This is a genomic window from Microbacterium sp. 69-10, assembly GCF_001897945.1.
Classification (GTDB): Bacteria; Actinomycetota; Actinomycetes; order Actinomycetales; family Microbacteriaceae; genus Microbacterium.
Map to the genome: position 1 here is coordinate 54,514 of NZ_MKRT01000012.1, position 12,594 is coordinate 67,107.

15 protein-coding genes and 1 riboswitch are annotated in these 12,594 nt (G+C 65.1%); of the genes, 8 read left to right on the top strand and 7 right to left on the bottom strand.

Annotated elements, in window-relative coordinates; all coding sequences use genetic code 11:
• Positions 1-365: GntR family transcriptional regulator (locus tag BGN97_RS04870; RefSeq protein WP_292698604.1), on the bottom strand; the 365-nt coding region annotated here is incomplete at its 3' end.
• Between the two features lie 164 nt (positions 366-529).
• Between BGN97_RS04870 and BGN97_RS04875 the strand changes: the two genes are divergently transcribed.
• The 5 genes from BGN97_RS04875 (at position 530) to BGN97_RS04895 (ending at position 5,205) form a co-directional block, all read left to right on the top strand.
• Entirely contained in the window at positions 530-2,290 is a 1,761-nt protein-coding gene (locus BGN97_RS04875; protein ID WP_292698507.1) for a 2-isopropylmalate synthase, read from the top strand.
• Positions 2,287-2,637: a DsrE family protein gene (locus BGN97_RS04880; protein ID WP_292698508.1), complete on the top strand. Its 351-nt coding sequence runs from the start codon at positions 2,287-2,289 to the stop codon at positions 2,635-2,637. Before BGN97_RS04875 ends, BGN97_RS04880 begins: the two co-directional genes overlap by 4 nt.
• 63 nt (positions 2,638-2,700) lie before the next feature.
• Positions 2,701-3,543, top strand: coding sequence for an NAD(P)-dependent oxidoreductase (locus BGN97_RS04885; protein WP_292698509.1), 843 nt, complete (start codon positions 2,701-2,703; stop codon positions 3,541-3,543).
• A gap of 43 nt (positions 3,544-3,586) precedes the next feature.
• On the top strand, positions 3,587-4,222 hold the full coding sequence (locus BGN97_RS04890; protein ID WP_292698510.1) for a cysteine hydrolase family protein: 636 nt from the start codon (positions 3,587-3,589) through the stop codon (positions 4,220-4,222).
• Positions 4,223-4,272: 50 nt separating this feature from the next.
• A complete protein-coding gene (locus tag BGN97_RS04895; RefSeq protein ID WP_292698512.1) occupies positions 4,273-5,205 on the top strand; it encodes a cyclase family protein in 933 nt (310 codons plus the stop codon).
• A 48-nt stretch (positions 5,206-5,253) separates the two neighbouring features.
• Here the strand turns inward: BGN97_RS04895 and BGN97_RS04900 are convergent, their stop codons facing one another.
• The 6 genes from BGN97_RS04900 to BGN97_RS04925 all read right to left on the bottom strand — a co-directional run bounded on the left by BGN97_RS04900 (position 5,254) and on the right by BGN97_RS04925 (position 9,705).
• The gene (locus tag BGN97_RS04900; RefSeq protein WP_292698514.1) at positions 5,254-5,742 is read right to left on the bottom strand and encodes a PaaI family thioesterase; all 489 of its coding nucleotides are present in this window, start codon (positions 5,740-5,742) and stop codon (positions 5,254-5,256) included.
• Positions 5,739-7,310, bottom strand: coding sequence for a bifunctional hydroxymethylpyrimidine kinase/phosphomethylpyrimidine kinase (gene thiD / locus BGN97_RS04905; RefSeq protein WP_292698516.1), 1,572 nt, complete (start codon positions 7,308-7,310; stop codon positions 5,739-5,741). The genes BGN97_RS04900 and thiD overlap by 4 nt, the downstream gene beginning before the upstream one ends.
• Positions 7,307-7,948, bottom strand: coding sequence for a thiamine phosphate synthase (gene thiE / locus BGN97_RS04910; RefSeq protein ID WP_292698517.1), 642 nt, complete (start codon positions 7,946-7,948; stop codon positions 7,307-7,309). The genes thiD and thiE overlap by 4 nt, the downstream gene beginning before the upstream one ends.
• Positions 7,945-8,079, bottom strand: coding sequence for a hypothetical protein (locus tag BGN97_RS04915; RefSeq protein WP_292698518.1), 135 nt, complete (start codon positions 8,077-8,079; stop codon positions 7,945-7,947). Before BGN97_RS04915 ends, thiE begins: the two co-directional genes overlap by 4 nt.
• Positions 8,062-8,152: riboswitch (TPP riboswitch) on the bottom strand. (Overlaps the previous gene by 18 nt.)
• A gap of 51 nt (positions 8,153-8,203) precedes the next feature.
• Positions 8,204-9,100: an NAD(P)-dependent oxidoreductase gene (locus BGN97_RS04920; RefSeq protein WP_292698519.1), complete on the bottom strand. Its 897-nt coding sequence runs from the start codon at positions 9,098-9,100 to the stop codon at positions 8,204-8,206.
• Complete coding sequence (locus tag BGN97_RS04925; protein ID WP_292698522.1) at positions 9,097-9,705, bottom strand: TetR/AcrR family transcriptional regulator; 609 nt, start codon at positions 9,703-9,705, stop codon at positions 9,097-9,099. Before BGN97_RS04925 ends, BGN97_RS04920 begins: the two co-directional genes overlap by 4 nt.
• Before the next feature lie 272 nt (positions 9,706-9,977).
• Between BGN97_RS04925 and pdhA the strand changes: the two genes are divergently transcribed.
• From pdhA to BGN97_RS04940, 3 genes are all read left to right on the top strand, one after another.
• Positions 9,978-11,015, top strand: coding sequence for a pyruvate dehydrogenase (acetyl-transferring) E1 component subunit alpha (gene pdhA / locus BGN97_RS04930; RefSeq protein ID WP_292698524.1), 1,038 nt, complete (start codon positions 9,978-9,980; stop codon positions 11,013-11,015).
• On the top strand, positions 11,012-12,004 hold the full coding sequence (locus BGN97_RS04935) for an alpha-ketoacid dehydrogenase subunit beta (RefSeq protein WP_292698526.1): 993 nt from the start codon (positions 11,012-11,014) through the stop codon (positions 12,002-12,004). The genes pdhA and BGN97_RS04935 overlap by 4 nt, the downstream gene beginning before the upstream one ends.
• Positions 12,005-12,015: 11 nt before the next feature.
• Positions 12,016-12,594: biotin/lipoyl-containing protein (locus BGN97_RS04940; RefSeq protein ID WP_292698528.1), on the top strand; the 579-nt coding region annotated here is incomplete at its 3' end.

Below are 12,594 nucleotides of genomic sequence, written 5' to 3' on the forward strand. Positions count from 1 at the left end.
CGTCGGATCGCACGGAGGTCGGCTGGTGTGCGTCGCTGGGCCGCGAGCATCGCTGCCTCGACCTCGATCGCGGTTCGCGCCTCAATCACCGCGACGATGTCGGCTCGTCGGAGCACCTGTTCCCATTCCTCGGCCACATCCAGAGCCATGAGGTACACGCCGGATCCCTGACGCGCATCGAGGATCCCCCGTCCGGCGAGGAGGCGAATCGCCTCTCGCACGGTCGAGCGTCCGACGCCGAGTTGCGGCGCGAGAGTCGTCTCGCCGGGCAGTTTCGCGCCCAGGCTCCACTCGCCCGACTGTATCCGCTCGAGAAGCGCGCCCGCCGCGAGCTCGGCCAGGGGCACCCGCCTTACCTGCATCACTCCATCTCCTCTACTTGTCTGAGGACTTGTGGTACATTTTACCCGTGTTCATCGCTTTCCTTCTTCTTCGCCGCCACGGCGGGGCGTAGCCAGACCGGCTCCCCGTCGTGGAGTCGAACGTTGCGCCGGTCTGCATCTCTCCAGACCCCAGAAGGAACAACGACATGACCACCACAACCACTCCCGCCTGGAACCGGCAGCGCCCCTCCGGCATGCCGTCGCACCGCTACAGCGACGCGTATTCTCGCGTCGACGTGCCCTTGGCCGACGCCGACCGGCGCTGGCCGACGAACCGGATCACGGCGGCGCCGCTGTGGGTTCCCGTCGATCTGCGCGACGGCAACCAGGCCCTCGCCGAGCCGATGGATCCCGCGCGCAAGCGCCGGTTCTTCGAGCTGATGGTGAGGATGGGCTACACGGAGATCGAAGTCGGATACCCCTCCGCCTCCCAGACCGACTACGACTTCGTGCGGCTGATCGCCGACACCGACATCGCGCCCGAAGACGTCACGATCGTCGTGTTCACCCCCGCCCGCCGCGATCTGATCGAGCGGACCGTCGAGTCGATTCACGGCATCCGCAATGAGGTCGTCATCCACATGTACACGGCAACCGCGCCGATGTGGCGCGACACCGTGCTCGGCAAGGACCGTGACGAGCTGCGAGAGCTGATCCTCGCCGGAGGCCGGGACGTGATGGAACTCGCCGGGCACCTGCCGAACGTGCGGTTCGAGTTCTCGCCGGAGGTGTTCAACCTGACCGAGCCCGAGTACGTCATCGAGATCTGCGACGCGATGACCGAGCTGTGGGACGCGCGGCCCGAGCGCCCCGTGATCCTGAACCTGCCCGCGACGGTCGAGATCGCGACCCCGAACGTGTATGCCGACCAGATCGAGTACATGCACCGCAACCTCGCCCGGCGCGACGGCGTGATCCTCTCCGTGCACCCGCACAACGACCGCGGCACCGGAATCGCCTGCGCCGAACTGGCGGTGCTCGCCGGTGCCCAGCGCGTGGAGGGATGCATCTTCGGCAACGGAGAGCGCACGGGCAACGTCGATATCGCCACCCTCGCGCTGAACCTGCACGCGCAAGGGATCGACCCGATGATCGACTTCTCCGACATCGATGAGATCCGTCGCACCGTCGAATACTGCAACCGCCTCGACGTGCATCCGCGACACCCCTATGTCGGGGACCTCGTGCACACCGCGTTCAGCGGCACGCACCAAGACGCCATCAAGAAGGGCTTCGCCGAGCACCGAGCCCGCGCGATCGCTGAAGGACGCGGCGAGCGCGAGATCGCCTGGCGGGTCCCGTACCTGCCCATCGATCCCGCCGACATCGGTCGTAGCTACGACGCAGTCATCCGCGTCAATTCCCAGTCCGGAAAGGGAGGCATCGCCTACCTGCTCGAAACCGAATACGGCATCGAACTGCCGAGGCGCCTGCAGATCGACTTCTCCCACCACGTGCAGCGGCACACCGACGCCACCGGAGACGAGGTCACCGCGTCAGACATCTGGAGCATCTTCGCCTCCGCGTACCTGCCCGACGGCGGTGCCGTGCGCCTGTCGGAGCTGCAGGTCAATGAGGCGGCCGCCAAAACGGAGGTCGCTATCCAGATCGCCGGTGTCGAACACCGTTCGAGCCATGACGGCGTGGGGCCGGTCGAAGCCCTCGTTGACGGCCTCCGAGCGCAGAGCATCCCCGTCGACATCCTGTCGCTCCACCAGAGTTCCATGCGCTCCGGGGCCGACGCCGAGGCCCTCACGCTGGTCGAACACCGCACCGCCACCGGTACGGCTTGGACCGCGGGACGCGATCGCTCGACCCTCACCGCCACGCTCGCCGCCGTCATCCGAGCGGCGAACACGGTGGCCACCGATAGCAATACAGAAGCACAGGAAGCGGTAACACGATGAAGACCGTCGCACACATCTTTCACGACGACGAGGATTCCCTGCTCACCGGCAGCAGGCTCCCGAGGCGCGTAGCCGAAGTGGCCGCACAGAACGATGTCGAAGTTGAGGTGTTCGTCTTCGGAGCTGCCCAACGCCGCCTCGGCCGCAGCGAAACCGACACGGACCGGAAGTTCAATGCCCAGATCGACGAGCTCATTGCCGCGGGAGTTCCCGTCGGTGCGTGCGTCAACGCGGCACGCGCCGACGGCGCCGAGACCGAACTCCTGGAGCGCGGCCTCACGCTCGCCGTCGCTCGCGATGTCTTCCTCCGCTACACCCTCGAAGGCGCCACGGTCGTCGGGTTCTAAGGCCCCGAGAGAATGCGCGGTCAAGCCGGCGCGAAATCTACGAGACAACAGGAAGCAGAAATCATGAGGATCTTCGTAGCCGGCGCATCCGGCGTACTTGGCCGTGCATTCACTCGGCGGGCTCTGGCCGCAGGACATGAGGTTATCGGCATGACCCGCTCGCGTCGTGGGGCCGGAACCGTTCAGAGCCTCGGCGCCACTCCGGTACTGGCTGATGCATTCGACCGTGACGGTCTGATGCGGGTGGTCGCTGAGGCTCATCCTGATGTCGTCGTGCATCTGCTCACCGATCTGGCGTCCGGGGATTCGGCGAGCAACGCGCGCATCCGGACAGACGGCACCCGGAACCTGATTCTGGCCTCCCGAGCAGCAGGAGTAAACCGGCTTATCGCTGAGAGCATCTCCTGGGTACACCCGTCCGGGACCGACCCGGCCACGGAGGACTCCCCGCTCGACCTCGACGCACCCGAGCCGAGAAGCACGACGATCCGTGGCGTGCTCGCTCTGGAGAACAGCGTGCAGGAGATACGTGAAGGCCTTATCCTCCGGTTCGGGCAGCTCTATGGACCCGGCACTTGGTATGCCCAGGACGGACGCTGGGCGGACGCTGCGCGCGCGGGAAAGCTTGCCGCCACCGACAACGTGACGTCATTCGTGCATGTCGAGGATGCCGCAGAAGCGACGCTCCAGGCGCTGACCTGGCCGGCGGGCATCTGGAATGTCGTCGATGATGAGCCCGCCGCAGGCTCCGCTTGGGTACCTGTCTTTGCATCAGCAATCGGTGCGTCTCGCCCTGCTCCGGAGATCGGCGGCGATATCGGCCGTCCTGTGAGCAACGCCCGTGCTCATGCCCAGGGGCTGGAGCTGTGCTTTCCGAGCTGGCGTGACGGCTTCGCTTCGCTATGACTTTCGCACTCTTCGTCGAGATCTCGGTGGTGACGCTGTGACAGTGCAATCGTCTTCCAAAACGGGCCTGCTGTCGCAGGCTCAGCTTTCTCAAGGTCACAAGCCCGGCGAAGTCGCGGTGCTTTTGCTGATCGATCTGCAGAAAGCGGCCGATTTGATCCAGGCAGATAGCGTTGACGCAAAGCCGTCCTGGGGCGGACGCAACAACACTGCGGCGGAAACGAACACCGCGCTCTTATTGGAGCATTGGCGTGAACGAGGCTGGCCGGTCTGGCACGTACGACATGACTCGTCGGAGCCGGCTTCTCACTATCGGCCAGGACAGTATGGCAACGAGTTCAAACCCGAGGTAATGCCGAATGCCGGCGAGCCAGTCATCCGCAAGACAACCAACAGCGCGTTCATCGGCACCGACCTTCACGAACGACTCACCGAGTGCGGCTACCGCTCGCTCGTCATTGTCGGTGTCGCGACGAACAACTCGGTAGAGGCCACGGTTCGCATGGCTGGCAACCTCGGCTACGACACGTTCCTGGTATCAGACGCGACATTCACCTGGGGAAGAATCGATTGGAATGGTGCCGTGCGCACCGCAGATGACGTCCACGCCATGTCGCTTGCGAACATGGACGGTGAATACTGCACGGTCGTGACAACCGCTGAGATGCTGTCTGCCTGACGTCGTTGAGATCGAAGACCCGAGCGCTTCGTGGAAAGGATCAACATACTATGCATGACTATCGCGCCGTCTTCGACGTCCGGGTCTCTTTCGTGAACGGCGGCAGCCTCTCCGCGGAGGGGTTCCGGCTCGACGTCCCGGATCAGAACCTCTCCGAAGAGGACGTGGCGAGGCTGCTGGTGCAGCACCTCGGGCTGGCGCTCGTCGGAGACGTCCGCTTCGACCGGTTCGAGATCGTGGCGGAGCAGCACAAGGGCAGCCGCGGTATGAACGATCGGTCGCCGCTGCCTCTCGACACGCACCACCGTCTCGTCGATCTCAGCCACACCATTCGCGAAGGTCTCGTCACGCTACCGGGCGTGCCGTCGCCGGTCATCACGTCCCACCTGAGCCGTGAGGACTCCGTGCAGCGATACGCGCCGGGGACGACGTTCGCCCTGGACGTCATCTCGTTGCCGGGTAACACCGGCACCTACTTCGACACTCCGTTCCACCGCTACGAAGACGGCTCCGACCTGTCTGCGGTCGAGCTCGACAGCGTCGTGGACCTTCCCGCCGAGGTCTTCCATCTCACCGACGCGACCGAGCGGGGCATCCCGGCCTCGGTCTTCTACGACCGAGACGTTCGCGGCAAAGCCGTGCTGCTGCACACCGGATGGGACCGCCACTTCGGCACGCCCGAATACCAGGAGCACGCACCGTTCCTACGGGAAGACGGCGTGGACTACCTGGCCGAGCAGGGCGTCAGGCTGGTCGGGATCGACTCGATCAACATCGACGACACCTCAGCCGAGGCCGGCGGCGAGCGTCCGGCGCACACCATCCTGCTCGCCGCCGGCATCCACATCGTCGAGCACCTCACAGGCCTCGCGGCCCTGCCGGCCACCGGCGCCGCCTTCACCGCCGTCCCGCTCAAGGTCGGGCACTTCGGCACCTCCCCGGTACGGGCGTTCGCCAAAGTGCCGTCCCTCAGCACATATTGACCCGTCCGCGCTGCAGATTTGTGGGGCTTAACCAACCGATCCAGATACTTACCTGCCGCGTGCGGCCTCTCCTCTCAGGGTGAGAACTGCGCTCGTAACCGTGGCGATCGGCTTGCCATCGTCTCGGGTGATCTCGCAGATGTATTGGCTGATGGTTCGCCCCGCGTGCGTGCAGTGCGCGTCGGCGAAAAGCTTTCCGGACCAAGCTGGCCGCAGGAATCGCGCATTCAGATCGAGGCTCGTGAACGACTCATCGATTCCGATGATGGTGGAATGTGCGGTACCGATGGCGGCATCGGCCAGTTCGCACAAGGTTCCGCCGTGGATCGTTCCTTGCTGGTTGCCATGTTTGTCCACATCCGCGAGGAGTCCGATTCGTGCGGAGCGTTCTGACACCGCGAGAAGCTGTAGATCAAGCAGCCGCGATATCGCAGTCGGATACTTGAGATGAGTGTGCTCCTCGGAATGCAGGGTCCCGGCAAGCTGGCGTTGCAGAAAGTCCAGAACGGGTAACAGGGCACGGTCTTCGCTTGTCATTCTTGGGACTCTTTCTCGCGGTGATCCACGCCATTCGCTGCGTCAGCGGACAGTCGTGACGTTGGGCCATTGTGCACGAAATGTTCATCGCTACCCGGCACAGTAAAGAAGCTGAGCTCGTGTGCTGCGGAGATCCGGAAAGCGCTCCACATCTCATGTTGCGTCATCTGGTCAGAAGCCGCCGCGAGCCTCGTCGTGATGTCGAGTGCGCTACGGACGGAGGCGGCGAAAGCAGGATCAGCGTAGGTGTCGAGCCATGACTGGTAAGGATGCTGAGGATGCGAGTGCGCGTGCAGCCGTTCGCCGACGTCCTGGTAGATCCAGAAGCACGGTAGGAGCGCCGCGGCGAGTACGCGATAGTCGCCGCGCGCCGCGGTCTCGAACAGGTGATTGAGGTAAGCCGTGGTTACGTCGTCGGGTTGCGCGATGTGCAGGCTCTCGTCCGTGAGCCAGCTTTCGTGCAGTTTCAGTTCGCTGATCGCCGAGTACTGCGCGCATTCCGCCCAGAACGTTTGCTCGGCCGATGTCGGCGCGAGTCGAGACGCCTCGGCAAGCACGCGAGCGTACGCACGCAGATAATGAGCGTCCTGCGCGATGTAGCGGAGAAATCTGTCGCGTTCCAGCGTCCCGTCGCCCAGCGCGCGCACGAACGGTAATGCGTCGATGTCCTCACGGATCTCCTGGATACCGTCCCACCAGGCGACTTCGATATCGCCTGGTGTAGCAACGCTCGTGGTACCGCCTCGAGCCCAGAGGCCAGCGAAGTGGCTGACGGGGCCGTTGCCGGAGCCGACATTGAGCTGCGCGCCATGACGGATACTCTCGGAGAGCCAAGCCTTGGATCTTGCGACGGCGACCTCCCAATCTCCGGTTGCTGCCATGAGGGTCGCGACGGCGGATGAGAGGGAGCATCCTGTGCCGTGCGTGTTCGTTGTCCTGATCCGCACGCCAGGAAACTCCGTCACCGTGACTTCGGCACCCACGGGGTCGACCAGAGCATCCGGTAGATCGAGGCCGTCTAGATGCCCACCTTTTGCTAGGACGCGCACGCCGTAGCGTTGCGCGACACGTCGCGCCTGCGCGAGAACGTCTTCCCAGGTCTCAGCGGGAGGCTCGTCGGCGATGATCGCCAGCTCCGGCACATTCGGAGTCACGAGATCCGCTCGTGAAATCAGTTCGCGGAGCGTAGCTTCCGCGTGTGGATCGAGCAGTCGATCGCCGCTGGTTGCGACCATAACCGGGTCAAGCACGACGATCGGTGGTTTCACACGGTCGAGCCAATCCGCGACCGTGTGAATGACGGCCGCTCTCGTAAGCATTCCGATTTTCACCGCATCGATCTCGACATCATCGGACACAGCATTGAGCTGCTCGGCAAGGAAGGCGACAGGCGGCACGTGTATGGAGCGAACGCCGAGGGTGTTCTGCGCGACCAATGAGGTGACCACCGCCATGCCATAGCCGCCGTTCGCCGCGATGCTTTTCAGATCTCCTTGAATGCCAGCACCGCCGGTCGGGTCGGTGCCGGCGATGCTCAGTACGCGTGGCACTCGCTGATCGTCGTTCACGCGGCATCCCAAGTCGCGCGAAGCTGAGACGCCGCCTGAGCTGGATCGGTCGCCGCGCAGATAGCTGAGACAACTGCGGCGCCCGCCGCGCCTGCGTGACGCAGTGGTGCGAGATCGGACGCTCTCACGCCGCCGATGGCGACCGCAGGCAGCTCGCTGAGCGCGACGAGCCGCGCGAACTTGTCATGTCCGAGCGTGGCCGGTGCGTCGCTCTTGGTAGTCGTGGGATGCAGCGCTCCGATGCCGACGTAGTCGGCCACACCGGATGCCGATGCCAACTGTTCCGGTGTCGCCGCGCTCAGTCCGAGGACTGCGTCAGCGCCGATGAGATTGCGCACCGCCGCAACGGGCAGGTCGGACTGTCCGACATGCACACCTGTCACACGGACACCCGCGGCACGAGCTGCGAGGAACACGTCGACGCGGTCATTGATGATCAGTGCTACATGCTGCGGGATCGCAGCCGAGACCCGGAGCACCGTCGCGAGGAAGTCGCGTGCGGGTGCGTGCTTCTCGCGGATTTGCACGGCTGTGACGCCGTTTTGTGCCGCGGCCTGAACCAGCTCGACCAGATCGTGTCCGGCGGCCGTCGCGGTTCCGGCATCCGTTACCAGATAAAGGGAGAGATCTAGGTTCATGAGATCGCCGCCGGGCGGTGCGGAGCATCGTTGGTTATCCGCTGTATGTCCGACGTTCCCTCGTCGGCGGTCATCCGCTTCTCGATGGCGAATGTGCTGAGTTGTTCTGGCGTGCGCATCATGCGCGACATCCCTTCGCTAGTACGAGCTAGATCAGGTTCGACGGGTGTGATCTCAGCCCTGTGGGCACCCCGTGTCACTTGTGTGAGTGTTCGTTATCTGAGTTGTTGCGTGAATCTGCGGTGTCGGGCGCGGTCACCGATGTTGCGACATTGAGGCTGCGCGGGAATCGTGTGCTGCGATGACGCCGATCATGTCGAGCGCGCCCATTCCCATCTCAACCGCTTCGTCGTAGAGCTCTCGGCTCGCCGTGATCAGCGGATGCGCGGCCCCGGCCTCCTCGGCCGCGCCCTCGGCGAGTTTCGCATTCTTGAGCACATCCGCGATCGCCGCCTGCGCGGACAGATCGTCGCCGGTGAGCTTCTGCGCCTTCCCCCGCGACACGACAGACGCCATCGGCCCCGCCGCGAGCACCTCGCGCAACACGTCCTGATCCGCACCGATGCGCCCCGCGATGTGGAACGTCTCCGCGAGGCCCGTGACCATCGTGATCAGGAACGTGTTCACCGCCAGCTTCATCGACAACGCGGCGGGGATCTCGCCACAGCGGAACGTCTGCGAGCACATCGCGTCGACGACCGGTTCGACATGGGCGATCGCCGACGCGTCGCCGGCCAGCATCGCGACGAGGGTGCCCTCGGTCGCGGGGCCGCGGGAGCCCGAGACCGGCGCTTCCACGTATCGCCCGCCGGCCGCTTTCATCTGCGCCGCGAGCGTCCGCGAGAACGCGGTCGTGAAGGTCCCCATCTGCACGACCGTGTGCCCCGCCACGAGCGTCGCGAACGTCTCCGTGCCGCGGGAGAGCACGGCATCCACGCCGGCCTCGTCGCGGAGCATCAGGACCACCGTCTCGGCCGCCGAGAAGACCCCGGCGATGTCGTCCGCGGCACGTGCTCCTATCGAGACCGCCTCGTCCATCGCCGGGGCGGAGCGCGCCCAGACGACCACGTCGAAGCCGGCCCGCACGAGATTGGTCGCCATAGGCACGCCCATGATCCCGAGGCCGATGAACCCCACCGTTCTGGTCGTCATTGTTCTTCTTCCTCCGCGTCTGACGTGATGTGCAGGTGCCGCAGCGCCGCGAGCGCGTGCGATGCCGCAGCAGTGGCATCCGGGGCGGCTTGCAGCCCAAGAAGGCGCAGGCGATGCGGTTCTCCCAGTAGCAGCGAGAACAGCGACGCCGCCAGTTCCTCGTCGGGTGCCGGAAGGAGGGCGTTCAGCGCGTGGATGTATGCGTGCGGACCCTCCTGGTAGAACCGGTTCGCGAGCTCGGGGAACCGAGCAGCCTCGATGATCATGAGTCGGTGAAGTCCGATGGCTTCATCGGAGTGCAGCGCCATGACGATGTTGACGGCGAGTTCTTCCAGGCTTTCGCCTGTGGCTGGACGCTGGACAGTACGGTCGCGCAGACGCTCAATGCTCGCGAGGAACACATCATTGCGATCGCCGTAATGCGCGTAGATGGTGCGCTTGGTCACGCGCGCTTCCGCCGCGATCTCGTCGATCGAGACCTGTGCGAGACCTTTTGCGGCGAAGAGCCGGATCGCGGCATCCAAGAGGTCGTCCAACCGCTGCGCGCGCTCCGCGGCGGTGGGACGCCCCCGCTTCCGGGGTGTGGGATCGGCACGATCGCTCATCGCTGGTCCTTCCGGATCGACAGTCTCGCTGAGAACACTTTATAATGATACGACGTTCGTGTCATTATTTCACATAGGTCGACCTCGACATCTCCCAGGCCGGCCCGCTTCACCGCATCCCTGTGCGGACCACGCGCTTGCCGATGCCATATCTCCGGACGAGAGGAGAACCCCCCATCATGTCCACCACGAAACCAAAGGTCGCTCGCGCGTCTACTCGCAGCGCCACCGCCGGAACCCCCACGAAACAGAGCCCACCATCGGGCATATCCGTGACCGAGGCCCAAGAACTCGCCTTCTACCGCCAGATGGTTCTGGTGCGCCGCTTCGAGGAACGCGCAGCCCGCGCCTACACCGAAGCGAAGGTCGGTGGCTACTGCCACCTGAACCTCGGCGAGGAAGCAACCGTTGCGGGGCTCACCGCCGCGCTTGAGGCGGGCGACTATCTTTACACCAATTACCGTGAACATGGCTACGCCCTTGCGCGCGGTATCGCACCAGGCCGCCTGATGGCCGAACTGTATGGCCGTCAGGATGGCGTCTCGCGCGGCTGGGGCGGGTCCATGCACATGTTCGATGTCGAGGCGCGCTTCATGGGTGGCTACGGCATCGTCGGCGGCCAGGTGCCGCTTGCGACCGGCACCGCGCTCGCGATCGACTACCGGGGCGGCGCGGAGGCGGTGGTCTGCCTCATGGGCGATGGCACGACCAATATCGGCGCGTTCCACGAGTCGTTGAACATCGCCGCCCTCTGGAACCTCCCCATCGTGTACGTCGTGAACAACAACGGTCTGGGCATGGGCACCACCGTCGAGCAGTCCTCGGCCGAACCCGAGCTGTACAAGCGCGCAGCGTCGTACCGGATGGCATCGGCGCGCGTAGACGGGAACGATCCGGCGGCCGTATACGAAGCGATGCGGGTCGCTCTCGCAAGCGCCCGCAACGGCAAGCCGTACCTGCTGGAGACGATGACGGGCCGCATGAAAGGCCACTCCGTTGTTGACCCGGCGAGGTACCGCAGCCGCGAGGAAGCCGAAGCACTGAAAGCGGCCGATCCCATCGCGGCCTACGCCGTGAGGCTGCACGAACACGGCGTTCTCACCGACGACCTCATCGCGCAGGTCGATGCCGAGGCCATGTCGACGGTCGCCGATGCCGTGGCGTTCGCGGATGCGAGCCCGCACCCGGACGTGTCCACCCTGTTCGACTACACCTACGCGACCCCGGTGCCGAACGATTCGCGTCGCCTGCCCGGTGAGGCGCTGTACCCCGCAGCGCCTCGCCCTGTTCTTTCGGAGGTGTCCGCGTGAGCGTCATCAGTTACCGTCAAGCCCTGCACGATGCGCTCCGTGAGGAGATGCTGCGCGACGAGGACGTGTTCCTCATCGGTGAGGAGATCGGCCTGTTCGAGGGCTCGTACAAGATCACCGCCGGGATGCTCGAAGAGTTCGGACCCAGACGGGTTCGCGATACTCCAATTGCAGAAGAGGGCTTCACCGGGGCCGCGATCGGTGCGGCGATGGTGGGACTGCGCCCCGTCGTGGAGATCATGACGATCAACTTCTCGCTCCTCGCCCTGGATCAGATCGTCAACCACGCCGCCAAGATCTACGGCATGTTCGGCGGCCAGGCTCGCGTGCCGATGGTGATCCGCACGCCCGGTGGCGGCGGGCAGCAGCTCGGCGCGACCCATTCGCAGAACATCGAGCTGTACTACGCCTTCGTCCCCGGCATGAAGGTCGTCGCCCCGTCGACCCCGGCCGACGCGAAAGCGCTCATGCTCGCCGCGATCCGCGACGACGACCCGGTGCTCGTGCTCGAGAACCTTGCCCTGTATAACACGACCGGTGAAGTACCCGACAACGTGCAGCCTGCGGAGATCGGACGCGCGAAGATCGCACGCCCCGGCACGGACATCACCGTCGTGTCGTACTCCCGCATGGCGACCGTCGCCGTGCAGGCGGCGGAACGCCTTGCGGCAGAAGGTATCGATGTCGAGGTGATCGACCTGATGAGCCTGCGCCCACTCGACCGAGACACGATCATCGAGTCCGTCAAGAAGACCAGCTGCGCGGTGATCCTCGAAGACGACTGGCTTACCTACGGGATCGGCGCGGAAATCGCCGCGACCATCTCCGACGGCGCATTCGACTGGCTCGACGCTCCCGTTCGGCGCGTCGCGATGGCCGAGGTGCCGATGCCCTACGCGAAGTCCTTGGAACTGGCCGCGTTGCCCTCTCTCGACGACGCGGTGAACGCGATCCGAGAAACGCTCGACGCCGTGGCACGGCGTCGCTGAAAGGACCCCTCATGATCGACATCCTCATGCCGCGCCTCTCGGACACGATGACCGAGGGCGCTATCGCAGCCTGGCTCAAGAAGCCGGGCGATACCGTCGCTCCCGGCGACGTCCTCGTAGAAATTGAGACCGACAAGGCTGTGATGGAGCAGGAGGCCTACGAGGCCGGTATCCTCATGGAAATCCTGGTCGAAGCAGGCGAAAACGTCGCCATCGGCACCCCTATTGCACGCCTGGACGATGGCAGCAGCGAAGCACCTGCACCCGTGCCCGCCCCGGCAGACGCGCCGGTGTCGGCACCTGTCGACCCAGAGACCGTCGAAGCCGTGGAGCTGGAACCGGTGGAGGCGCCCACTGTGGTGGCGGCAGCACCGTCGAAGTCCCGCCCCGAACGCCGGGCGGCAACCCCGCTTGTGCGGAAGATCGCCAAGGAACGCGGCATCGACCTCGCAACCGTCGCAGGCAGCGGCCCCGGCGGGCGCATCGTCCGCGCCGACCTCGACGTGCTCCCCGCACCGCAGGCCACTTCGCCGATTGCGGTGCCTGCTCCAGCGAGCCCGACGGGCACGGACATGCGCGAGCCTGAGGCG

What these genes read in the sequence shown, in the direction of transcription:
- BGN97_RS04875 (WP_292698507.1), top strand. Translation starts at nt 530, where the DNA reads ATGACCACCACAACCACTCCCGCCTGGAACCGGCAGCGCCCCTCCGGC.
- BGN97_RS04880 (WP_292698508.1), top strand. Translation starts at nt 2,287, where the DNA reads ATGAAGACCGTCGCACACATCTTTCACGACGACGAGGATTCCCTGCTC.
- BGN97_RS04885 (WP_292698509.1), top strand. Translation starts at nt 2,701, where the DNA reads ATGAGGATCTTCGTAGCCGGCGCATCCGGCGTACTTGGCCGTGCATTC.
- BGN97_RS04895 (WP_292698512.1), top strand. Translation starts at nt 4,273, where the DNA reads ATGCATGACTATCGCGCCGTCTTCGACGTCCGGGTCTCTTTCGTGAAC.
- BGN97_RS04900 (WP_292698514.1), bottom strand. Translation starts at nt 5,742, where the DNA reads ATGACAAGCGAAGACCGTGCCCTGTTACCCGTTCTGGACTTTCTGCAA.
- thiE (WP_292698517.1), bottom strand. Translation starts at nt 7,948, where the DNA reads ATGAACCTAGATCTCTCCCTTTATCTGGTAACGGATGCCGGAACCGCG.
- BGN97_RS04915 (WP_292698518.1), bottom strand. Translation starts at nt 8,079, where the DNA reads ATGTCGCGCATGATGCGCACGCCAGAACAACTCAGCACATTCGCCATC.
- BGN97_RS04920 (WP_292698519.1), bottom strand. Translation starts at nt 9,100, where the DNA reads ATGACGACCAGAACGGTGGGGTTCATCGGCCTCGGGATCATGGGCGTG.
- BGN97_RS04925 (WP_292698522.1), bottom strand. Translation starts at nt 9,705, where the DNA reads ATGAGCGATCGTGCCGATCCCACACCCCGGAAGCGGGGGCGTCCCACC.